At 58.7% G+C, this 22,082-nt stretch carries 18 protein-coding genes and 1 pseudogene; 4 read left to right on the forward strand and 15 right to left on the reverse strand.

Annotation, left to right across the window (positions count from 1 at the left end; translation table 11 throughout):
* Positions 1–9: 9 nt before the first annotated feature.
* The 3 genes from KBY08_RS24460 to KBY08_RS24470 all read right to left on the reverse strand — a co-directional run bounded on the left by KBY08_RS24460 (position 10) and on the right by KBY08_RS24470 (position 3,013).
* Positions 10–786 (reverse strand): ATP-binding cassette domain-containing protein, encoded by a 777-nt coding sequence (locus KBY08_RS24460; protein WP_011266621.1) that lies wholly within the window; start codon positions 784–786, stop codon positions 10–12.
* Positions 787–796: 10 nt separating this feature from the next.
* Positions 797–1,741: a substrate-binding domain-containing protein gene (locus KBY08_RS24465; RefSeq protein WP_011266622.1), complete on the reverse strand. Its 945-nt coding sequence runs from the start codon at positions 1,739–1,741 to the stop codon at positions 797–799.
* Positions 1,742–1,999: 258 nt separating this feature from the next.
* Positions 2,000–3,013 carry a LacI family DNA-binding transcriptional regulator gene (locus KBY08_RS24470; RefSeq protein WP_011266623.1) on the reverse strand — a complete coding sequence of 338 codons (1,014 nt, stop codon included), beginning with the start codon at positions 3,011–3,013 and terminating at the stop codon, positions 2,000–2,002.
* A 709-nt stretch (positions 3,014–3,722) separates the two neighbouring features.
* On the opposite strand from KBY08_RS24470, the gene KBY08_RS24475 reads away from it, so the two are divergent.
* From KBY08_RS24475 to KBY08_RS24485, 3 genes and pseudogenes are all read left to right on the forward strand, one after another.
* The gene (locus tag KBY08_RS24475) at positions 3,723–5,831 is read left to right on the forward strand and encodes an NUDIX hydrolase (protein ID WP_161936306.1); all 2,109 of its coding nucleotides are present in this window, start codon (positions 3,723–3,725) and stop codon (positions 5,829–5,831) included.
* 105 nt (positions 5,832–5,936) lie between these two features.
* The gene (locus KBY08_RS24480) at positions 5,937–7,220 is read left to right on the forward strand and encodes a cellulase family glycosylhydrolase (RefSeq protein ID WP_011266625.1); all 1,284 of its coding nucleotides are present in this window, start codon (positions 5,937–5,939) and stop codon (positions 7,218–7,220) included.
* Between the two features lie 164 nt (positions 7,221–7,384).
* Positions 7,385–8,173, forward strand: a pseudogene (locus tag KBY08_RS24485) (type III effector).
* Positions 8,174–8,267: 94 nt separating this feature from the next.
* On the opposite strand, the gene KBY08_RS24490 reads toward KBY08_RS24485, so the two are convergent.
* From KBY08_RS24490 to KBY08_RS24545, 12 genes are all read right to left on the reverse strand, one after another.
* Positions 8,268–9,344, reverse strand: a complete 1,077-nt coding sequence (locus tag KBY08_RS24490; RefSeq protein WP_011266626.1) for a protein-glutamate methylesterase/protein-glutamine glutaminase — start codon at positions 9,342–9,344, stop codon at positions 8,268–8,270.
* Positions 9,307–9,840 (reverse strand): chemoreceptor glutamine deamidase CheD, encoded by a 534-nt coding sequence (gene cheD, locus KBY08_RS24495; protein ID WP_003403301.1) that lies wholly within the window; start codon positions 9,838–9,840, stop codon positions 9,307–9,309. Before cheD ends, KBY08_RS24490 begins: the two co-directional genes overlap by 38 nt.
* The gene (locus KBY08_RS24500) at positions 9,837–10,646 is read right to left on the reverse strand and encodes a CheR family methyltransferase (protein ID WP_024638552.1); all 810 of its coding nucleotides are present in this window, start codon (positions 10,644–10,646) and stop codon (positions 9,837–9,839) included. Before KBY08_RS24500 ends, cheD begins: the two co-directional genes overlap by 4 nt.
* A 9-nt stretch (positions 10,647–10,655) precedes the next feature.
* Positions 10,656–11,195: a chemotaxis protein CheW gene (locus KBY08_RS24505; RefSeq protein ID WP_003403299.1), complete on the reverse strand. Its 540-nt coding sequence runs from the start codon at positions 11,193–11,195 to the stop codon at positions 10,656–10,658.
* A gap of 36 nt (positions 11,196–11,231) precedes the next feature.
* Complete coding sequence (locus KBY08_RS24510) at positions 11,232–12,887, reverse strand: methyl-accepting chemotaxis protein (RefSeq protein WP_032654591.1); 1,656 nt, start codon at positions 12,885–12,887, stop codon at positions 11,232–11,234.
* Between the two features lie 30 nt (positions 12,888–12,917).
* Positions 12,918–15,035, reverse strand: coding sequence for a chemotaxis protein CheA (locus KBY08_RS24515; RefSeq protein ID WP_011266629.1), 2,118 nt, complete (start codon positions 15,033–15,035; stop codon positions 12,918–12,920).
* 46 nt (positions 15,036–15,081) lie between these two features.
* A complete protein-coding gene (locus tag KBY08_RS24520; protein ID WP_024638548.1) occupies positions 15,082–15,372 on the reverse strand; it encodes a lipid asymmetry maintenance protein MlaB in 291 nt (96 codons plus the stop codon).
* Positions 15,373–15,395: 23 nt separating this feature from the next.
* Positions 15,396–15,764, reverse strand: coding sequence for a response regulator (locus KBY08_RS24525; protein WP_002553206.1), 369 nt, complete (start codon positions 15,762–15,764; stop codon positions 15,396–15,398).
* Between the two features lie 9 nt (positions 15,765–15,773).
* Positions 15,774–16,991, reverse strand: a complete 1,218-nt coding sequence (locus tag KBY08_RS24530; protein WP_080374765.1) for a methyl-accepting chemotaxis protein — start codon at positions 16,989–16,991, stop codon at positions 15,774–15,776.
* 550 nt (positions 16,992–17,541) lie between these two features.
* Positions 17,542–18,840: an NAD(P)/FAD-dependent oxidoreductase gene (locus KBY08_RS24535; protein WP_003392712.1), complete on the reverse strand. Its 1,299-nt coding sequence runs from the start codon at positions 18,838–18,840 to the stop codon at positions 17,542–17,544.
* Between the two features lie 216 nt (positions 18,841–19,056).
* Complete coding sequence (locus tag KBY08_RS24540) at positions 19,057–19,590, reverse strand: MOSC domain-containing protein (RefSeq protein WP_003317783.1); 534 nt, start codon at positions 19,588–19,590, stop codon at positions 19,057–19,059.
* Entirely contained in the window at positions 19,587–20,216 is a 630-nt protein-coding gene (locus KBY08_RS24545) for a DUF1780 domain-containing protein (protein ID WP_060400845.1), read from the reverse strand. The genes KBY08_RS24540 and KBY08_RS24545 overlap by 4 nt, the downstream gene beginning before the upstream one ends.
* Positions 20,217–20,404: 188 nt before the next feature.
* Between KBY08_RS24545 and KBY08_RS24550 the strand changes: the two genes are divergently transcribed.
* Positions 20,405–21,808 (forward strand): TolC family outer membrane protein, encoded by a 1,404-nt coding sequence (locus KBY08_RS24550; RefSeq protein WP_111522691.1) that lies wholly within the window; start codon positions 20,405–20,407, stop codon positions 21,806–21,808.
* The last annotated feature ends 274 nt before the right edge of the window (positions 21,809–22,082 follow it).

Consider the following 22,082-nt stretch of genomic DNA (forward strand, 5'->3'; position numbering starts at 1 on the left):
CACATCCTTTCAGGCGCTAGCGGAGCGGGCAGTGAATTTATGCCCGACAATGAGTTCGACGACCTCGTTGAGGTCGGTGTCGGCAATCCTTCGCTCGGCCAGATTGGCGCCGTCATACATCACCATGAGGCGGTCGCAGACCAGAAACAGGTCCTGCAACCTGTGGGTGATCAGAATCACGCTGACGCCCTGGCGGCTGATGGTGCGAATCAACTCCAGCACCGCTTCGACTTCGGCTACCGCGAGGGCCGCGGTGGGCTCGTCCATGATCAGAACCTTAGGGCCGAAGGCGGCCGCGCGGGCAATCGCAACGGCCTGGCGCTGGCCGCCGGAAAGGTGTCGTACCTGCGCGCGGGTATCCGGAATGGTGATGCCCAATGCTTCAAGAATCTGCCGTGCTTCGCGGTGCATGCGCGTCTCATCGAGCAACGGCACGCCGAGCACGCGGCGCATCGGTTCGCGGCCCATGAAGAGGTTTCCGGCCACATCGACGGTGTCACACAGCGACAGGTCCTGGTACACCATCTGGATATGGCAGCGCTGCGCATCTGCCGGGCCGCTGAAACTGACTTCCTCGCCATCGATGGCGATTCGTCCGCTGGTCGGTATCACGGCACCTGACAGAATCTTGGTCAGCGTGGATTTGCCCGCGCCGTTGTCGCCCACCAGCCCCAGCACTTCACCGGGCTGCAACAGCAGATCGACACCGCGTAACGAGGCTATCGAGCCGTAGTGTTTAGTGATGGCACTCATCTGTACCCGAGGCACTTCGCCAGGCGTCTGCATGCTGAGCCCCTTATTTGAATTCGGCGCGATAGGCTGCCAGGTTGGCTTTGGTCACCAGCGTGACGGGAATGCTCTGTTCGCGAGCCACGGTCTTTCCGGACAACAGCGCCAGCGCCGACTCCACCGCCGTCTTGCCCATGGCTTGGGTATTCTGTTGCACCACCACCGCGACAGAGCCGTCATCCAGACCCTGCACTGCCTGAGAGGACAGGTCCCACCCGAAAATCCTGACCCGCTCGCCCGCACCTTGCGACACGCTCGCGGCAACCGAGCCAATCAGGGCGGGTTCGCCAGTGGCATAAATGATCTGCAGATCAGGGTTGGCGGTCAGCAGGTTTTCCGCCGCAGCCTGGGCGGTGTCCTGCACATTGTTACCGTCGACGGTATTGACGATCTTCGCCTGGCTGGCGGTCTTCGCCAGACCCTCGCGGAAGCCGTCCAGACGCAGATTCTGCACATAAGAGCCGAGGGCTCCGACAACGCCGATGCTGGCTTTGCCCGCCAGTTCGCGGTTGATGTATTCGCCGGTGTACTGGCCGATCTGTCGGGCTGCCTCGCGGTTATCCACGCCGACCTGCACGGCATTGTCGCCATTGATCACAGCATCGATTGCCACCACCGGGATTCCCGCCTGCGCGGCTGCGGTGACTGCCGGCTTGATACCGTTGACGTCGATGGCGCAGAGCAGAATGGCGTCGACTTTGTCCTGAATATAGGCCTCGATGGCGTCGTTCTGGGCTGACGGATTGTCGTTGGCGTTGAACACCACCAGCTCTGCTCCGGCAGCTTTCGCCGCCGCCTGTGCGCCTTGGGTAATCTGGGTGAAATACAGCGCCTGTTGGTTGACCTGTACCAGAGCCAGACGTTTGCCGGTCTGGGCCTGAATGATGGGTGACAACGCCAAGGCCAAAACAACGCCGAGGGTCAGGGTGAAACGCTTGCTCAAACGCAGCATTGCCATCCTCCTAGCCTGATCGCCGGTGTGGCAAATCAGATCGGTAAACCGGTTTACCATTTGTCTCAAAAAAAAGACAAATGAGTTTTGTCTTCAGGTTTGAAAACTAGAGAAAGCAGATTGTGTGCCATTTTTTTCGCAATGCCTGCCAGTGACCGTACAGCCTTGATGCGCCACAGTTTTCCGCAATCATCGGCTTTTCAGGAGGCAAACGGCAGTGCACTGATTTAAGGCCGGGTGTTACTTGTTGCCCCGCAATCAGTCACTGCGCGTTGCTACCGTGCCCCGACAGACCAGCTCTACGGGTACGCGCACGATGTCCTGCGCACAGTCGCCGCCCGTCATCCTCTGCAGCAGTTGCGCCACGCCGAGACGGCCAAGCTCTCTGGAGGATTGGCGGATGGTACACAGCGGCGGGGTCAGCAGGCTGGCGTAGACGGCGTCGTCGAAACCCACCAGCGACATGGCACCGGGCACGCTGATAGTGCGCTCACGCAGGACATCGAGCACGCCCAGGGCGATGAAGTCACTGGCGGCGAAAATCGCCTCCGGAGGGTCGGGCAGGGTGAGTAGCTGTGCGGTCGCGATACGCCCGAACTCACGGCTGTAATCCCCAAAGCACAGGTATTCCGGCACCTCTGCGATGCTCGCCAGCGCGAGCGCTTCCCGGTAGCCGGCATAGCGCTCGCGAGCACTCATCAAGGCCGACGGCCCGGACACATGAGCGATGCGTCGATGGCCATGGCGGATCAGATAGTCAGTCGCCAGGCGACCGCCCTGATGGTTGTCGGCGAAGACTTTGGGCTGCGACGTGCCGGGAACGTCTTCGTCGAGCAGAATGATATTGCGGTAGCTCATCAGCTGGCTGGCCAGCGTGCCGTCATCCGGGCGGTTGCTGACCAGTAGCAAGCCATCGACGTTACGTGAATCCAGCCAACGCACAAACGTGCTTTCGCGCTCAAGCAGGTTGCGGGTGACACACAGCACCAGGTTATAACCGTGTGCGGACGCCTCTTCCTCGGCCGCGTCTGCCAGCTCGGCGAAAAACGGGTTGGCGATGTCCGGCAGCACCAGGCCGATGGTCTCACTGCCGCCTTTGCTCAGGCGCCGGGCCAGACTGTTGCCCCGGTAGTCCAGCGCCTTGATCGCCAGGTCGATACGTTGCGCGGTTTCCGGCGGCAGGCTGATGCTTCGGTTCAGATAGCGCGACACCGCAGCCTTGGAAAGACCTGCATGGTTGGCAACATCCTTGAGCGTTACGGGTCTGGTCATGGCGGTCGGCTTTGTGGCCTGAAAAACGAAGTATTGAAGTGAGGTGCCGGTATCTTCTCATGCGTGCCCGAACAGCCCGACGATTTTCTCTGCGGGTGACGTCGAAAAAATCCAGGCCGGGTATTGGCCGGCCAGCTATCGTTGACCTTCTGCACGTTTGCGACACGCTCTGCTTGAGCGAATGTGTGCCGTCTTGAGCTATTGGTACGTAACTAAATATGGCGCATTATTTATATGTTGTCGTATGACTTATGTCTGATCACTTCATCACACACCACGATCATGCAAGTAGTCCAGATATTCCTTGCATTGGCTCTAAGACATTCGCCACGAATGTCGATCACTTACAGTGATAATTGTCCATTAAAGAAGCCTCTCTTGTTTGCTTAATGGAACCGCACAGCACACTGCGACACTCATTTACTCCATTTTCCAGTAAATGCAGGCGATGGGTGTTTGCGATGAATGCCATTCAGCCAATTATAAGCTCGGCTTATTTTCAATACTCTCTCGGTGATAGCAATTGGCTGCTTTCTTGGGGCTCTTCATTATCAACAGGCGTTATCCATGATTGGATCAATCCGAAAAGTGGCTATTTGCCTTGCGAGTATCGGCTGATCGCGTTCGAGTCTGATAAAGGTCCTGATGCCTGTAATTTCAAGGACGAATGTTCATCGCGAGCCCCAAGACGAACGTTCAGGAGTGCTTAATGATAAATCCCGTAAAACACAATTTTAGTCACCTTGGGTTTTCAAACGCTCAAAGTACCTCGGCACTGGGGCCTGCCAGTAATAAAGTGCCCAACTTTGTTTCGCGAGGGCGAGGCAAGGGAGTTCCAGTGGAGCAATTCAATACTGCCGAAGAGTGTCGTTTGGCGGGTCGGCAGGACAGCGTACTGGATTCGATAGACGGCAAAGAGTTCATGCGACTGCTGCAGAAGTACACGGCCTCTGAAACAACCGAAGAAGAATTTGCGGACCTGAGAGCCTCCATACCGCGCTACTCCATTGAGTTGGCCAAGTCGGATCAGCCTAAAGTGCTTTATCGGGGGATATCTCTGGATGATGAGGCGGCGTCGCTGTTACTGAATACCTCCAAGGGTTACCGCAGTCGCGAAATAGCCCATGGTCTTATTCACGGCCTGCGCGTGGTTAAAGGCGTTTACACCGCGACCGGGGTGGCCAGTGCCTCGACAGTGTCAGACGTTTCGCAAGGCTTTGCGCTGGTGAACGCGAAGAGGAAAAAAGAAACACCGGTTCTTTTTGTACTGAAAGCGATGCCTGCCGTTCCTGCGCTCAACCACAGTGGTGCAAAGGGTGTGACACTCAGTGAGAGCCGGTTGCCGTTATCGGTGGCCAGCAAGAGTGAACATGAAGTCATTCTGGATATCACCAACCGGTACGAAATTACGCAGGCTCGCCGGAGCGGTGAGTTTATTGTCGTCGACATGACGGTTTTAGGGCGGTCCAAGAGGGGAGGTGAATTCGCCCTCGTCGAGACTGACAAATGGAAACAACTCTCTGGCGCCAAGGGCTCTAATCCAGGTGGATTGTTTCAAGCGCCCAATGGCGTTAAGTGGTATGTGAAAACCAACCCGTCTGCCAATAGACTTCGAAACGAGGTGCTTGCCTCCAGACTGTACCGTGCCGCAGGAATCGATGTTCCTGACATAGAACTGGCGTCCCGCAAAGGCAAGCCCGCACTGATTTCAAAACTGATAGTAGGGAACCCCAAAGACCTCGATACGCTGGCAAAAAATAGTCAGTTGAAGTGCGGCTTTGCTGTGGATGCCTGGCTGGCGAACTGGGATGTCATCGGTCTGACGGGGGACAATGTCATCTTCAATCACCGTAACAAACCTGTGCGCATCGACCTTGGCGGTGCGCTGGTCTTCCGCGCCCAAGGGGAGCACAAGGGTAATCAGTTCGGTACCACGCCCATGGAGCTGGTCACGATGCTGTCTCGTGAAGACAATTCGTCCAGTCGTGCCTTCCGGAAAATCGAGCGTAATGACATCCGCGAGGGTATTGCAGCGATAGAAAAAATACCGGATGCGCGTATTGCCGCACTTTGCGCAGAACACGGCCCTGGCAATCACAGCGAACGCATTGAGCTCGGCAAGAGACTGATCAGTCGGAAGAAGTGGCTTGTCGATATGAAGCAGACGCTTCCTTATATTCATCGCCGAAAGAACGAGCGCGGCGATGTTGTCACTGTTAAAAACCCCACGTCACCCAGTGCGGCGGATACGTGGCGTGATCGATACGCAACCGCCGTTTTTGTACCTCACAGCGCTGTCCGTGGCAGCATGAACAACCTGCCGTTCAGATCATTTACACCCCCAGACACGATGGATGGCTGGCGCCGATTTACAACCCGGGCGGTCAACTTCACAGAGCCGGAATTCAAGCGTTCTCAGCACCTTGCTCCCGCCAGTGGAGCGATCATTTTTGAGCCCGACGGCAGGGTATGGATCACCGAGCCGACCAATCACCCGTTCGGCGCAACGCACGCTTTTCCCAAGGGAAAGCAGGAAGCCGGTCTGAACTTGAGGACCAATGCACTCAAGGAAGTCTACGAAGAGACGGGGCTTCTGGTGGAATTCCACGGCTTTATCGGTGACTACGACCGAACAACATCCCGTACTCGTTATTACCTTGCCAAACGCATAGATGGCATACCGTCCGATATGGGTTTTGAATCTCAAAGCGTCAAGCTGGCAAACATTACCGAGGCCAAAAGACTGCTACCCAACGCCGTGGATATTGCCATCTTGCGAGACGCAGAACGGGCTTATCTAAAGGGCCCTTTCAAATGAATTTCATCTGCTTGAACGCGTAAAGACGATAAAGAGGATTTCTGAAACCCTGTACAAAAAACCGTTCACCCAAACGCGTTACCTCCACAAAAAAGGAGTAATGAAATGAGTATGAATACCTCTGTAAACAACAACAGCCCGGGGTGGTCGCCTGTCTCGTCGGGCAACCTGGCTCCGAGTCCGGACTATTCAGGTAAGTCGTCGAGCAATGCCGTGCACTTTCTTCCTCCGGAAAGTACCCAGCGCTCGCCGAACACGGTGAGTTGGGGGAATGGCGCGCCGACAACCGCCACCGCCGGGAATGGACAAGCACGAGGGGGCGATCAAAGTGACTTGATCGAGGCGTTGACGACGCTGATTCAGGCGCTGCTGAAACGCTTGCTCGGTGATTCTTCCGCAAGTAACTCTTCTGCAAATAACCCTTCCGAGAACCCGTCACCTGCTTCGTCCGGGCCAGGTCGGGCTTCTGCTTCTCCCGGCGGTGCTGCCAGTTCGACGCCAGACTCAGGACTGTCTGAGCAGTCAAATCAAGCCCAACCGTTCAATAACACTGGCTTGGGTTCTCATGGCGGCGCGAATACGGTTCCTGACCGGATTGCGTCTCCTGAGGCAGCGCAAAAAATGGTCGAAGACGTGAAAAATGCCGGAGGGGGAACACTTCGCATCCAGATGACCCATGACCAGATCAATGACCCGGCGCAAATGGCCAAACTCAAGGCGATGGTCGATGCCGGCGACAAACAAGGGGTCAAGATTCAGTTTACGTTTCGTGACAACGCCAATGGCGGCGGTGGCAATGTCTTGTCCGGCGACAAGCTCCAACAAGCCGCCGACGATGTCAAAAACGTGGTTTCTGCCCTTGGAAACCATCCGAGTTTTGTACTCGATACGTTCAATGAGGGCGGCAAGAGTGCCACTCAGGGTTGGGCCGATATGCAGAGCACGTTGATCAAGTCAGCCCGCGACGCTGGTTACAAAGGCGACATCGTGGTGGAGGACAGCAATTGGGGTGGTGGTCTGACGGCCGGCGGGGAAAGCGGGCTGGTCAAATACGCTGATCAGCTGAAAGCCGCCAACGGCAGCAACAACCCTGGCCTGATCGGCAGCATCCATGAGTACGCCAGCGGTGCTGATGCCTCTTCGCGTTTGTCATCGGAGATCAAGGCGCTTACGAGCGCGGGCTTCAAGCCGCAAATCGGTGAAGTCGGTAACGCCAACTGGACCGGGGGCGGTAACTTCGAACAGCGCGACGGCGCCAACCAGGCCGTGAAAGACAACATGGGCGCCCTGAAAGCGGCCGGGGCCGATGTGCTGCCATGGATGGACCAGTTCGAGAACGGCAAGATCAAACACGATGTCGGGTTCTCGAAAGGCGATCAGTTTTCCTGATCCTGCTTCATGGAACCTGTTTTACCTGTCGACCGCTCAGCGGGCAGCTATCTGCGAGGTCGTCAACGAGCAGTGCAGAGCGGCGAGTTGAAGAGGTTGCGCAGATGCTGCGCTATCTGCGCAACCCCCTTTTTCATGACCGATAAGTAGCAGGTATAAAAGCTATGCCTATCAACAGACCCGCCTTCAATTTAAAACTCAATACGGCAATTGCCCAGCGGACTTGAAGAAGGATGCAGGTGCGCAATTGCGCCGTTTGAATCAGAGCGAAGTGCGTGCCAATACACCGACACGTTTCGCCGTTCACCATCGTGCCCCCACTTATGACGTCGCACAAAGCGCGTTGGGTGAAAATCACGGTGGCTGGACTGCCGCCAATCATTTCAAGATGACGGGGTCTGAGGTCTTCATCCATATGGATCGCCTGGAGCCGAACTGCAAGGGGGAGTTTGCCGGAGACAAGATCCACCTCAGCGTTGCACCTGAGGATGTACCGCATGCATTCAATACTGCAGGCGAGCGACAGTCCGGTTGACTCGTGGAAAGTGACTGACATGAAATGCCTGCAAGCAGAGATGCCGGCGGCAAAGCAGCGCGTGGCGCTGGGCGCTCAGTTCACGATCTACGCCAAGCCCGACCGTGCAGACAACACCTACAGCCCAGAGTACATGGGCAAAATGAGGGGGATGATCAGCAGTATCGAACAGGAGTTGAGCGCCGCCGGTGTAAGGCAGAGCAGCCATCGCCCGGACTCCGATGTCTCTCCGGGGCACTGGAGCTATGCGTCTTATCGCAATGAGCATAAAAGCAACAGATCAGGGACTTCCAATCAGCACAGGAACCTGGAGGCCGAGCCTTTTTTCCAGTTGGTCTCATTCTCTGATGGGGCTTCAGGGTCATCGAGGTCCAGCGCTGACCATCAGGCCTTGCTGCCGCCGCCGTGGGCCCGGTAAGGCTGTTTTTCTGAGCATTGCCGTGCGACCGGGGTTTGTGTCTTGAAACGTGGGTGTCGAAAGAAACGCTGGCTGCACGGCGACAGCTTCGGGTTCACCGGTGCAGGATCGCCTGATGAATCTCCTGCAGCGGAATGATCCGCTGCGCCGCGTTCAGTTTGATCGCTTCCTTGGGCATGCCGAACACCACGCAACTGGCCTCGTCCTGAGCCACTGTCGCGCTGCCGGCGTCGAGCATTTCCTTGAGCCCGCGTGCGCCGTCGTCGCCCATGCCGGTCATGATGATGCCGGTGGCGTTCTTGCCGGCGAATTTGGCCACCGAACGGAACAGCACGTCCACCGAAGGACGATGGCGGTTGACCAGCGGGCCGTCGATGACCTGGACGTGATAATAGGCGCCGCTGCGCGTGACCATCATGTGTTTACCGCCGGGGGCGATCAGCGCGAGGCCGGGCAGGATGCGGTCGTTGTTTCTGGCCTCGCGCACCTCAATCTGACTCAGGCTGTTCAGGCGTTCGGCGAACGATGCGGTGAATTTCTCCGGCATGTGCTGGACGATGACCATGCCGGGACAGACGCGGGGCAGGGCAGTCAGCACCGCTTCGAGTGCCTGTGTACCGCCTGTCGAGGTGCCGATGGCGACGATGCGTTCAGTGGTCTGCGCCATGGCATGGCCGCTGGCAGCTGGCAAAATGGCATCGGCGGTCAGTTTGCTGGCTGGGTTCAGCACTGGGGCGGCGGTGCGCTTGCCGAGGTTTCTGACGTTGGAGTTGGCTGCTGCGCGTACTGCTGCAACCAGCTCGGCGGCCGAATCGATGAGGAAGTTCTTCAGCCCGGTGGTGGGCTTGGTGATGATTTCCACCGCCCCGGCAGACAGCGCCTGCAATGAGGTTTCGGCGCCTTTCTGGGTCAGCGACGAGCAGATCACCACCGGCGTCGGCCGCTCGCTCATGATCTTCTTGAGAAAGGTGATGCCGTCCATGCGCGGCATCTCCACGTCCAGCACAATGACGTCCGGCCATTCCTGAGCGAGCTTGCTCATGGCAAATATCGGGTCTGACGCCGCGCCCATCACATGAATATCGGGGGTGTCGTTGAGAATGGCCACCAGTACCTGACGAACTACAGCCGAATCATCGACCAGCAGTACGCTGATTTTTTTGTTTGGCATCTTTTTCCATTGCTTCCATTGGTTGGTGCCTGACCCATACGTTTCCGTCCCACAGGTCGAAGATGATGCTGCGATGGCCGGTGCTGCCCAGGTCCTGAGCCATCAGTTTCAGGCGGTTCTGTTCGGCCAGTGCAAGCGCCGCGTGAACGTTGCTGTCAGCGACGTTACGCATGTGCGGGTCATGGCGATGAGCAGGAAACATTTCGCCGCCGCCAAACAGCTTGACCTGATATTCCTCCGGCAGCGTGCCATTGGCCAGTGCATGACGAATGAGTATTTCCATCGCTTCGTCAGCGTACCTGCCGTCCAGTGGCTGATGCCGGCGTATGCGCCCGGGTAGCATGAAGTGGCACATGCCGCCAATACGCCGCCACGGGTGCCAGAAGGTAATCGCCACGCATGAACCCAGCAACGTGCGCAGGCGAGTCGGCCGGGTCTGAAAGACCACTTCGCCAGGCCCCAGCACTATTTCGGCTACACCGACAGGCGTGTTCATGGTTTGCGGTAAATCGAAGGGGAGACCATTTTCAACATGTCATTCACACCGTTCAGGCTTTCCGAGTGGCTGATGATGAAATAGCCTCCTGGCTTGAGACGGGGGATCAACCGCGCCACCACTTTGCTTTTGGTTTCCTGATCGAAATAAATCATCACGTTGCGCAGGAAAATGACGTCGAACTCGCCCAGATCCGGCAGGGTGTCATTGAGATTGACCTGTACGAAACTGACCCGGCTGCGCAACGACTTGTCGATCAGGAAGGTCCCTTCCTGGCGACCTGTGCCTTTCAGACAATATTTGAACAGCAAAGGTTGCGGCAACGTCTCGGTGCGTTCCATAGGGTAGTGACCGCTGCGCGCCTTGCTCAGCACGCGGGTGCTGATGTCCGAGCCGACCACTTCCCAAGGCGTGGTGCCCAGTTGCTCGGCCAGAGTCATGGCCAGGCTGTAGGGCTCTTCGCCAGACGAACTGGCGGCGCTCCAGATGCGGAACATTTTGCCGTGTGTGACCTTGGGCAGCACCTGCTGACGCAGAAAGTCGAAGTGCTTGGGTTCGCGGAAGAAATACGTTTCGTTGGTGGTCAGCAGGTCCAGCGCCACTTGCAGCTCGCCGTTGCGCTGATCGTTCATGATCAGCTTGAAATACTCGCCATAGCTGTCCAGCTCGTAATGTTTGAGACGCTTGAACAGGCGGCCGGCCACCAGCGCTTTCTTGGCCAGCGTCAGTTTGATGCCCGCAGCGTTGTACAGCCAGTTCTGGAACTGGCCGAATTCGCGATCGGTGAGCGACGCTGTATCAGGCATGTGCAGACCTCACGTCGCGTCGACGTCGGGCGGCAGCGACTGGCCTGCTTCGGCAAGGCTGGACATTTCATCGATGGACAACACGCGGTCGACCTCGAGAACGATCACGAACTTGCCGTCGACCTTGGCCATGCCGCTGATGAAGTCGGCGCGAATTCGCGCACCGAAGTTCGGCGGCGGCTCGATCTGCGACGCCGGAATCTCCAGCACCGCCGAGACATTGTCGACCAGCAGGCCGATGTCCTGCGGCTGGCCGTCCTCACTGTTGGCCTCGATGATGATCACGCACGAGCGCCGGGTGATGGCCGAGTTCTGTCGCCCGAAGCGCGCCGACAGATCAACCACAGGCACCACAGCGCCGCGCAGATTGATCACCCCGCGCACGAAGGCGGGCATCATCGGCACCACCGTCAGGCTGCCGTACTCGATGATTTCCTTGATGCCCAGAATGCCGATGGCGAACATCTCGCCACCGAGCATGAAAGTCAGGTACTGCGCCTCTTCTTCGACCGTCGCTGCGGTCTGCCGAGTCGTGACCAATGAGCCCATGTCGTTCTCCCCTGGAGTCTCTATCGAAGCCGGCAATCAGAAACGGGTAAATTCCGATTCGTCCGGGGCGCCCGCCATGCTTTGCGCAAATGCCTTGCGCGGAGCCTGTTGCGGTGGCCGCGGAGGCTGACGGTTCGGGCTGTTGCGGCTGTCGAAAGTAGCGCTCTGTGCGACGGCCCTTGGCGATGCGTCGAGGGTGAAGAAACTCATGGCCTGTTGCAGTTGTTCGGCCTGGCTGCTCATTTCTTCAGCCGTAGCTGCCAGTTCTTCGCTGCTCGATGCGTTTTGCTGGGTGACCTGGTTGAGCTGGGTCATGGCGGTGTTGATCTGCGCTACACCGGCTGCCTGCTCTTCCGACGCTGCACTGATTTCCTGCACAAGGTCGGAGGTTTTGTTGATCGAGGGCACCATTTCGTCCAGCAGCTTGCCGGCCTTCTCGGCCATTTCCACGCTGCTCGACGACAGCTCGCCGATTTCCTGCGCGGCCACCTGGCTGCGCTCGGCCAGCTTGCGCACCTCGGCGGCCACTACCGCGAAACCCTTGCCATGTTCGCCGGCGCGCGCGGCTTCGATGGCGGCGTTGAGGGCGAGCAGGTTGGTCTGGTAAGCGATGTCGTCGATGATGCTGATGCGCTGGGCGATTTTCTTCATCGCCACGACGGTCTGCTGCACCGATTCGCCGCCATCGGTGGCTTCCTTGGCGGCCTTGCTGGCCATGCCATCGGTGACTTTGGCGTTCTCGGTGTTCTGGTTGATGCTGGCGCTCATCTGCTCGACCGATGCGCTGGTCTCTTCGACGCTGGCGGCCTGCTCGCTGGTGGCCTGGCTCATCGACTGTGCAGTGGCGCTGACTTCTTCCGAAGCGCTGGCCAGGTTGTCGGCGGCATTACGCACATCGCCGATGATGTGCGACAGCTTGCCGACCATGTTGCGCATGGCGTTGAGCACCATGCCAGTCTCGTCCCTGGAACCGTGGCCGATGTGGGCGTTGAGATTGCCCTCTGCCAGTTGCTCGGCGGCCGTTGCGGCCTCCTTCAGCGGGCGGGAAATGATCCGGGCGATGAACAGCGCCAGACCCAGGCCGATCATCAAGGCTGCAATCAGTACCACGATGATCGAGATACGGGAGGTTTCGTACAGGCTGGTGCCTTTGTTGCCAGCGATAGTCGCGCCAGCTTCATTCAGCTCGACCATTTTTTGCAGCTGAGTGGTCACTTCATCGAAATGCGTCTTGGATTCGCCCTTGAGCAATGCCCGCGCCTGAGCCTCCAGGTTTTGGCGTGACTGATCGAACAGGTCGTTGCTGACCTTCAGGTAGGCGGCCCATGACGCGCTCACGCTATTGAACAACTGACGATCGTCATCACTGGAAATCAACTTGTCGTAAATGGCCAGGCGGGTTTCGAACTGTTTGCGAGAGTCCGCTGCTTCCAGCTCCATCTGCGCCTTTTCCTGGGCGGTGTCGGCTGCAATATGGCGGTTTTCCTTCAGGCGGTAATTGGCGGCGAAGAAGCGCATGCCCGCGGCCGCCCGCATGGACGGCATCCAGTTTTCCTTGATGTCCTGAGCGGCCTGGTTGACCTGCCCGAGCTGGATGATGGCAAAGACTCCCATGGCCGCGGTCAACGCCAGAACCACCAGGAACGAGGTAATCAGCTTGGTGGAAATCTTCAGATCGTAGAACCATTTCATTGAAGTAACTCCTTGGGAATTGCGAATCCGTCAGCGAGAAGTGGGCAGCAGGAATTGAGGCGCCTGGGTCGAGCGGGCCTCCATGTGTACGATCTGGTTGAGCAGGGCGGGGATGTCGAGAATCAACGCCACCGCGCCACTGCCCAGGATCGTCGAGCCGCTGATGCCGCGCAGCGCGCCGAACAGCTTGCCCAGAGGTTTGATAACGGTTTGGAACTCGCCCAGCAGGTCATCGACCACCAGCCCGGCCTTGTGCTCGGCGTAACGCACCACCACCACGTTCTGGCGCCTGGCGGCCGGGCCTTCATGATTGAAGTGGTCGCGCAGGTAGACCAGCGGCAGCACTTCGCCACGCAGGTCCAGGTAGCCGCTGTCGCGGGTCAACTGCCGGTTGTGTTCGTCCAGCTCGATGCATTCCTGCACCATGTCCAGCGGGATCACGTAAGTCGACTGATCGATACCAACCAGAAAACCGTTGATGATCGCCAGCGTCAGCGGCAGACGGATGCGCACGATGGTGCCCTGACCGGGCTGACTGTCCAGATCCACCGTGCCGCGCAGCAAGGTAATGTTGCGCTTGACCACGTCCATGCCGACACCACGGCCCGAAAGATTGGTGACGGCCTCGGCAGTGGAAAAGCCGGGCTCGAAAATCAGGTTGTAGATTTCCTGATCGGTGAGGCTTGCGCCGGCCGCCACCAGTCCGCGTTGCTGGGCCTTGTCGAGGATGCGCTCGCGGTTGAGTCCGGCCCCGTCGTCGGCGATTTCAATGACGATGCTGCCCGAGTCGTGGTACGCGTTGAGGCTCAAATGACCTTTGGCCGGCTTGCCTGCCGCGCGACGTGCTTCGGCGCTCTCGATGCCGTGGTCCATGGAGTTACGCAGCAGGTGCATGAGCGGGTCGCCGATCTTTTCGACGACGGTCTTGTCCAGTTCGGTCTCCGCACCATTGATAATCAGGTCGATGTCCTTGCCCAGTTCCTGACTGACATCGCGCACCACACGGCGGAAGCGATTGAAGGTGTCGCCGATGGGGATCATGCGCAGGTGCAGCGCGCCATCCAGAATCTGCTCGACCAGCCCCGACACCGTCGAGCTGGCTTCCTGAAGCGGGTCGTTGTCGCACGACTTGGCCAGCAGGCTGGCGCCGGCGCTGGCAATGACCAGCTCGCCGACCAGATTGATCAGCTCGTCGAGCTTGTCGGCGTTGACGCGCACATAGCGGCCATCCTTGTTTTTCTGCTCGCTGCCCGAAGAAGGGCGCTCTACAGCGGTTGCCGTTGCCGTTGCCGTTGCGGGCGTACGTGGCACTGCGCGCTGATCGCCCAGCAGTTCGCCGCTGGCCACCACAGGGCTGTGTTCGGGCTGCGAGACCAGTTCGGTGCCGGTGGGCTCGACGTGGTCTGGCGTTTCGTCCAGCGGCGTGATTTCCACCGCGCAGTCTTCACGCACGAAATCGAAGACTTCGTTGATCGCGGCGTGCCCGGCAGCAGAGCGGAAATCGATCTCGAAGCCCAGGTGGCAGGATTCCGGGTCCCACGCTTCAACTGTTGGAATGCTGTCGGTCAGCGTCGTGACCTGGACCATCTGCCCCAGGGTATTGAGGTAGCGCAGGAACGACAGCGGGTCCATGCCGTTGCGAAACACATCCACGCCAAACCGCAGCGAGATATGCCAGAGCACGTCGGCTGACTGTTCATCATCGCTGACGACCTGCGCACTTGCGATGTCAGCGGCGCTGGCGCTGGCCGGTGCCTGGAAGACCTGCAACGCCTGACGCAGCGCTGCCTCGCGCTCCAGTGCAGGTTGCTGCAGTTGCTCGCCACGGCTGGCGACCACGTCGATCAACTCAAGCATGTGATCGCCGGATTTGAGCAGCACGGCGATCAGCTCGGCGTTTACCGAAACACTGCCTTCACGCAGACGATCCAGCACGTCTTCGACGATGTGAGTAAAACTGACGATAGGCGTCAGCCCGAACAGTCCGGCCGAGCCTTTGATGGTGTGCGCTGCGCGGAAGACCGCGCCGATCGCGTCCAGGTCGCCGGGCTCGCTTTCGAGTTGCAGGAGGGATTCCTCCATGGCCTGCAAAAGCTCTCGCGCTTCAACGATGAACGTCTGCTGTGCCTGATCGAGATTAATACTCACGATGACTTCCTTGATCGATCACTGGGCAGTACTGCAAATGGACGCGCTACAGCACGACACCCGGATTACATAACTCGAAGGTTTCGCTGACTGCCTTGCTTTGCCCGGTCAGGTGCAGCGAAGTCCCGGTCTTGCCGGCTTCACGCTGGATCACTGCCAGCAGTTGCAGGCCGGCGCCGTCCATCTCGGTGACCTGTGAAAGATCAACCTCCAGGCGTGCCGCAGCGCCGATCTGTGGCAATAGCTTGGCGGCCAGTTCAGTCACGGTGTAGATCGTCAACTCGCCGTCTATCTGCACGCGTGCAGTGTCGTTGGTGCTCTCGTCTGGCGTGGGCATGCTGGCCTCCAGGGGCCTGGGTCTCAGGGCAGGATGAGCTTGGAAACCGCTGCGAGCATTTGTGCCGGCTGAAACGGTTTGACGACCCACGCCTTGGCGCCTGCGGCCTGACCTTCGGCCTTTTTCGATTCCTGGGATTCGGTGGTCAGCATGATGATGGGCGTGAACTTGTAGCTGGCCAGCTTCTTCACTTCCTTGACGAAAGTGATGCCGTCCATGTTCGGCATGTTCACGTCGCTGATGATCAGGTGCACCTTCTGCCCGGTGAGCTTGCCCAGTGCATCCTTCCCGTCACAGGCTTCGATAACGTCGTATCCGGCACTCTTCAGCGCGATACCGACGACTTGCCGGACGCTGCTTGAATCGTCGACCACCAATACACTCTTAGCCATGATTTACTCCTAGAAAAACGTGATTTCCTGCGAATCCTGCTGTGCTGCCGATTCACCTCGGTGAGTGCGACGTTGCTCGTCGGTCGCGTAGGTAGACTCCATGCGCGCCAGCCATTGCCGGGCGTCGATGGCGACGGCCTCGTCGGGGGACTGGCTAGCCTGCAGAAGGTGCGCGTGCAGCGAGTCGATGTTGTCGCGTACGTGGGCGAGAATCTGGCTGACCCGGTCCTGAAACTGCAGGTTCACCAGGACCTCGGTCATTTCGTCGCGAATCCCGTAGCTCTCCTGCTTGAGCAGGTCGGCGGACTCGGCCAGGCGACCGGTGATGCTCTGGAAGCGCTCCAGTACGTTCTGAATGCTTTGTTCGGAAGCGGCCACCGAATGGCTGTCCTGATCGGCACCGCTCGATGCGGCCTGCACCAACTGGGTGATGGCGTTGTTGATGATGTCGACCTTGGCGGACATCTGCTGACCGGTTTCGCTGGATTTGCTCGACAGGCTGCGCACCGCATCGGCCACCACGGCAAAGCCACGGCCCGCCTCACCGGCACGCGCTGCCTCGATGGCCGCGTTGAGGGCCAGCAGGTTGGTCTGTGCGGCAATCGCCGCAACGTCGGCGGCCATGGTGCGCAATTCGCCGGTATAGGCGGTGAGGCTGCGCACCTGGGAGAGCGTCTGGTCGCGGCTGGCCTGAGTGGATTTGAGCGAGTCGATTACCCGGCTTAGTTCGCTGTCGCTTTGCGACAACACTTTCAGCGCACCATCGGCATTCTGACCGTCCAGCTCACCGGCAGCGTGCTGCGACGCCTGCACGGTTTCCTGCAGGCGCTCGGAGATGCCCATGAAACGCGTGCTCAATTCGACAATCGCGGTTTCGGTCTGCTGGCGCGAGCTTTCGACCTGCTTGGCCCAGATCGGCATGGCACCGAGGAGGATTTCATTGAACTGGGCGTTGGACGCCATGGCGCTGCTTTGAGCGCTATGCGCCTGGTGGTGATCCATCGCCTGAGCCACGGCGCGGCGCACTTGGGTCTGTTGGGAGCGGGCGGCCAAGGCACAGGCGCCGAGACCAATCGCCAGCAGTGCAGCACACGCCACCAGATTGGCCGTACCCGTGCCGAACTGCGTGAGAATCCAGGCAATGGCGGGTATGACGGGAATGAGTGAGAACCAGATGAAACGCGGATGATTTTCTGCAGGAGCACTACTGTATTGATTCGACATCATGGGTTCGATCCCTGAACAGTGCAGCGTTGTACACGACTCAATGGTTATCTGCGCGCCGCAGACAAACTTGATCCCCGTACGGGAGCCTTCCGTCCGGTCGCTTGGCGCACAACCCGATCCTGTTAAAAATAGCGGGTATTCGGGGCATCGCAAGTCGGCGCAGCGAACGCGTTGGCAGAACAGCCGGATTCACTAGGGAGAGGACGCAGAGCGTCCGGAAAGGCATGCGACGCAGAGCGCCGCACGATAGTGAGATGATCGTTCCGCACGCTCCAGCGTGGGAATACGGTTCACGACGCTCCGCGTCGCAAGAGGACGCAGAGCGTCCGGAATGGCATACGACGCAGAGCGCCGCACGATAGTGGGGTGATCGTTCCTCACGCTCCAGCGTGGGAATGCAGTTCACGACGCTCTGCGTCGTTAAGAGGACGCGGAGCGTCCGGAATGGCATGCGACGCAGAGCGCCGCACGATAGTCGAGATGATCGTTCCTCACGCTACGGAGCATGGGCACGATAGTGTTTTCCCGTACGCCTCTCGTCTGGTGTGGCTTAGTGCAGCTTCATCCGCGGCTCGGTGCCTTTACCGATCTTGCTGCCCAGCATCAGCATCAGGGTACGGAAGGTGCCGTACAGCGCCATCTGGTGCATGCGGTACAGCGACACGTAGAACATCCGCGCCAGCCAGCCTTCAAGCATCACGCTGCCCATCAGGTTACCCATCAGATTGCCGACGGCCGAGAAGCTCGACAGCGAGATCAGCGAGCCGTAGTCCTTGTAGGTGTACTCCGGCAATGTCTTGCCTTCAATCCGCAGGCGCAGCGATTTGACCAGCAAGGATGCCTGCTGGTGGGCGGCCTGAGCGCGCGGCGGGACGTTGCGGTCGGTGCCTTTTTGCGGGCAGGCAGCGCAGTCACCGAAGGCGAAGATATTTTCGTCACGGGTGGTTTGCAGCGTCGGCAGCACTTGCAACTGATTGATCCGGTTGCTTTCCAGACCATCCAGTTCATGCAGGAAGGCCGGGGCACGAATACCTGCCGCCCAGACCTTCAGGCTGGCCGGGATGACCTGCCCGGTAGCGGTGATCAAGCCATCAGCCGTCACTTCACTGACTGCTGCATTGGTCAGTACCGTCACGCCGAGCTTTTCCAGCGTCTTGTGCACCGGCGCGCCGATGCGCTCGGGCAGCGCGGGCAACACCCGTGGCCCGGCTTCGATCACCGTGATGCGCAGGTTTTCCGGCTTGATCTGACCCAGCCCGTAAGCCGCCAGCTCATGTGCCGCGTTGTGCAGCTCTGCCGCCAGCTCGACACCGGTTGCACCGGCACCCACGATGGCCACGGTAATTTCCTGCGCGCTGTCGGCCTGGCCGGCGTGGGCGCGCAGGTAGTGGTTGAGCAGTTGCTGGTGAAAGCGCTCGGCCTGTTTGCGGCTGTCAAGAAACAGGCAGTGCTCTGCCGCGCCCTTGGTGCCGAAGTCGTTGGTGGTGCTGCCCACGGCGATGACCAGCGAGTCGTAACCCAGGCTGCGTGCCGGAACCAGTTCTGCGCCGTTTTCATCCAGCGTCTCGGCCAGATGAATCTGGCGGCTGGCGCGGTCCAGACCGGTCATGCGCCCGAGCTGAAACTGAAAGTTGTTCCACTTGGCCTGAGCCACGTAGTTCAGCTCGTCCTCATACGAGTTGAGCGAACCGGCAGCCACTTCGTGCAACAGCGGTTTCCAGATATGCGTCAAGTTGGCATCAACCAGCGTGACACTGGCCGTGCCTTTCTTGCCAAGGGTCTTGCCCAGACTGGTAGCCAGCTCCAGACCGCCAGCGCCTCCGCCAACGATAACAATACGATGCGTCATAAGGATTACTCGGAAGGTTTAAGGAATTCGGGGGGAGCTCGATCTTCGCGAGCGCAAGGCAGCTCATAGCGTCAGAAGGCTCAATAAAGGGTTCATCACCACACTGCCCGGGTCAGGAGCGGCCTGCGCTCGACTGGATGCCGGTGTGCCTGAAGGTACTCTTCGACACACCTTTGCGGTTCCGGGTTCAGGTGTCTGCTCAATTTATCCCTTGTCTCAGGCGTGCTGTCGGGCAGGGGGCCAGGGATCGGTGATTTCCAGCGGCTCGACCTGCAGCGTATCGTCCAGGCGGATGATTCCGCTTTGTAACACTCGCGCAGTGATTCCACCATGCCCGCGCACCGCCTGGAACGTCCCGTGACCAAGACGCTGCTCAAGTCGCGCACACGGCTGACACCAGCCGGTGGTTTCGAAAATCGCCTGACCGATCCGGAAACGTCGATTCTTCAGGCTGAACAGGTTGATGCCGCTGATCACCAGATTGCGCCGCAAATCCTGCGGCACGATAGGGTTATCCGCCGCGCGGTTCAGCAACGAGCCAACCACCGCCAGATGCTCCCACTGAATCAACGTCACCTGCCGTGCATTGCGCGGGCCGGGCCGCGAGTGATCGCCGGTCAGACCTGCTTCACGACGCGCTTCCACGGCGTCCAGCTCGATCATCTCGACCCGCGATTGCGGACGCACGCCGATCCAGCGCACACGACCTTGTTGAGGCACATCGGCCAGCAGTTCCTGCAAGGGGCTCATAAACTGATTCCAACATCGAAAACGACACTGCGCCCCAGATTGGTACGCAGAAAATCCGGAGCGCCCGGATGCGCGAACAATACCCGAGCGAAGGTCGGCCCCACCAGCGACAACGAGCGCCAGCCCTGACGCAAGTACTCGGTCGGTGGTGGAAAGTGACTGTTGAGGTCCAGCACCTCGCGCTTGAGGCTGGCGAAGGCGATGATATCCAGCCCGCCCAGATCAATGCCGCGTTCGCGATAGTTGGTGGATTTCTTGCGCAGGGTAGGGGCGAGTCGGTGCAGCAGGTCAGAGGCCGGAATCCGCTTGGGCTTGGCCTCCCGACGTACCAGTTGGCTCAACGAGAACGCGCTTCGTCGTCGCGCCAACTCCTCGCGCCACTCGTCATTAAGACGCCGCCCCTCATCCAGCACGAAAAACACCTCGAAGCGCCCGTCACGAAACAGCACATCCGGCGGCTCCTGAGTGGCAGGCGTGAAGTCCTCATTGCGATGGGCAATGTTCAGCCCCTGCAACAGGCGCTGACAAACCCAGCGCTCACGCTCCCACTTCCGCGCATTGGACAGAAAGGCGTTGGCTTGTTCGGCCTGGATCGTCAACAGGCGCAGGTAGTCTGAGTCATCCATAGGGGGCTAGCTTACCGCTCAAATGTGAAGGTGATAAACAAAGACTGACGTGTTTTAGAGAGTTTTTTCATGAGGTCTGAGCGTACGTAAAAAAAACCTTTCAGCAGGCTAAAGCTTTCCTTTATTACGCCGAACTCATGACAGGTCAATTTAATGGCACTCAGGAATTCTTTTCGCATGGAATGTAGATGAATCCCTCCCTTCCACTCGGCATCGTCATCCTGGCTTGCACCTGTGCATGCAGCGAAGCTGTTTCTCGCGAGCAAACGGAGCAGCATGCTGACCTGCTGGGCGTTTACCAGGCCGCAGCGCTTAACGATGCGCAGCTTTCTGCTGCACGTCATGCCTACAGCGCGCAACGCGAAGCAGTACCTCAGGCGCGGGCAGGCCTCCTGCCGAATCTGACCGCAGGGGCGACAACTGAGGCGACCAGCCTGAAGCGAGATGAGCCTTCGTTAAGCCGTGAGCGCAGCGGTACAACATTTCGCGCGAATGTCAGTCAGCCGTTAGTTCGCATTGATCGCTGGTTCCAATTGAAGGCTGCGCAGTCAAGTGTGAGCCAAGCGGAGCTTGAGCTTTCTGCCAAGGAACAGAATCTGCTCTTGACCGCAGCTCAAGCTTATTTTGAAACCCTGCGTCAGATGGATGCCTATGCCGCAGCTCAGGCAGAAGAGGCTGCATTATTGCGCCAGCGGGATCAGGCTCAAGGTCGTTTGGAGGATGGCGCCTCAAGCATCACTGACGTGTATGACGCTCAAGCCGCCTATGACAATGCTCGCGCCAATCGTCAACTGGCCCAGCGGAAAGTTGATGATGCCTATGAAGCTCTGGAGCGTCTGACCAAGCGCACTTACACGTCAATTGCCGGGATGGGACATCAATTGCCTGTGGAGGCGCCAATACCCAACGACGCTCGTGCCTGGGTTGACGCAGCGATGCGGCAGAACCTTCAATTGCAAGCCAGCGAATATGCAGTTAGTGCCGCAGAACAGACGCTCAGCCAGCGCAAAGCTGGGCATGCTCCCACTATCGACGCGGTTGCTTCCTATCGAAAGGGCGACAACGACAGCTTTGGCTACAGCAATCCGACGGACTTCGGCAGTAACGGCTATCGCGACCAGGTCGCGCAAAGCAGCATCGGTATTGAACTTAATATCCCTCTTTACTCAGGCGGAATGACAAGCTCTCAGATCAGAGAGTCCACCGAGCGTCTTTATCAGAGTCAGGACGAACAGGAAGACCGTCGCCGCGAGGTCGTTTTGAATGCCCGTAACGCTTTTCGCGGTATCAATGCAGACATAGAGCAAATTGCGGCCCGACGCCAAGGTATTGTTTCTGGACAGAAGTCTGTGGAGGCCAACCAGGTGGGGGTGGACGTTGGCTCTCGCAATATAGCTGACGTCCTCAATGCCCAGCGCCAGCTTTACGCAGCCGTTCGCGATTATAACAATGCCCGTTATGACTACATTCTTGACAACCTCAAGCTGAAACAGGCTGCCGGAACCCTCAGTCCTGATGACCTAAAGGCACTGGCGTTACATCTAAAACAGAACTACGACCCCTCCCGCGATTTTCTTCCCCCGGGTCTCTGAGTTCTATTGCTGGGGGGGGCGTAACTGAAAAGTTAAGATCCAGATACATTTTGTTTTAAAAATGTGATCCACTTCACAATGGCATATTGCTATTAGATGATGGGTTGATCAGATTTGCCTACCGGTGGCATGTCAGCAGGGACGCGCTATGAATGATTCGGAAATGGGCACTCAGATGCCTGATAATGCCCCTCGCCTGGACACCGGCCTTGCCTCGCTGGTCATGCTTGCGCGCTTTCATCAGGTGGCGGCTTCGCCAGAGCAACTTGCCCAT

Origin of the sequence: Pseudomonas sp. P135 (genome assembly GCF_020312125.1) — a bacterium.
In the GTDB taxonomy this organism is placed as follows: domain Bacteria; phylum Pseudomonadota; class Gammaproteobacteria; order Pseudomonadales; family Pseudomonadaceae; genus Aquipseudomonas; species Aquipseudomonas fragariae.

Excerpts from the sequence above, each read along its gene's own strand:
- KBY08_RS24460 (WP_011266621.1), bottom strand. The coding sequence starts at position 786 with ATGCAGACGCCTGGCGAAGTGCCTCGGGTACAGATGAGTGCCATCACT.
- KBY08_RS24465 (WP_011266622.1), bottom strand. The coding sequence starts at position 1,741 with ATGCTGCGTTTGAGCAAGCGTTTCACCCTGACCCTCGGCGTTGTTTTG.
- KBY08_RS24470 (WP_011266623.1), bottom strand. The coding sequence starts at position 3,013 with ATGACCAGACCCGTAACGCTCAAGGATGTTGCCAACCATGCAGGTCTT.
- KBY08_RS24475 (WP_161936306.1), top strand. The coding sequence starts at position 3,723 with ATGATAAATCCCGTAAAACACAATTTTAGTCACCTTGGGTTTTCAAAC.
- KBY08_RS24480 (WP_011266625.1), top strand. The coding sequence starts at position 5,937 with ATGAGTATGAATACCTCTGTAAACAACAACAGCCCGGGGTGGTCGCCT.
- KBY08_RS24490 (WP_011266626.1), bottom strand. The coding sequence starts at position 9,344 with ATGCCAAACAAAAAAATCAGCGTACTGCTGGTCGATGATTCGGCTGTA.
- cheD (WP_003403301.1), bottom strand. The coding sequence starts at position 9,840 with ATGAACACGCCTGTCGGTGTAGCCGAAATAGTGCTGGGGCCTGGCGAA.
- KBY08_RS24500 (WP_024638552.1), bottom strand. The coding sequence starts at position 10,646 with ATGCCTGATACAGCGTCGCTCACCGATCGCGAATTCGGCCAGTTCCAG.
- KBY08_RS24505 (WP_003403299.1), bottom strand. The coding sequence starts at position 11,195 with ATGGGCTCATTGGTCACGACTCGGCAGACCGCAGCGACGGTCGAAGAA.
- KBY08_RS24510 (WP_032654591.1), bottom strand. The coding sequence starts at position 12,887 with ATGAAATGGTTCTACGATCTGAAGATTTCCACCAAGCTGATTACCTCG.
- KBY08_RS24520 (WP_024638548.1), bottom strand. The coding sequence starts at position 15,372 with ATGCCCACGCCAGACGAGAGCACCAACGACACTGCACGCGTGCAGATA.
- KBY08_RS24525 (WP_002553206.1), bottom strand. The coding sequence starts at position 15,764 with ATGGCTAAGAGTGTATTGGTGGTCGACGATTCAAGCAGCGTCCGGCAA.
- KBY08_RS24530 (WP_080374765.1), bottom strand. The coding sequence starts at position 16,991 with ATGATGTCGAATCAATACAGTAGTGCTCCTGCAGAAAATCATCCGCGT.
- KBY08_RS24535 (WP_003392712.1), bottom strand. The coding sequence starts at position 18,840 with ATGACGCATCGTATTGTTATCGTTGGCGGAGGCGCTGGCGGTCTGGAG.
- KBY08_RS24540 (WP_003317783.1), bottom strand. The coding sequence starts at position 19,590 with ATGAGCCCCTTGCAGGAACTGCTGGCCGATGTGCCTCAACAAGGTCGT.
- KBY08_RS24545 (WP_060400845.1), bottom strand. The coding sequence starts at position 20,216 with ATGGATGACTCAGACTACCTGCGCCTGTTGACGATCCAGGCCGAACAA.
- KBY08_RS24550 (WP_111522691.1), top strand. The coding sequence starts at position 20,405 with ATGAATCCCTCCCTTCCACTCGGCATCGTCATCCTGGCTTGCACCTGT.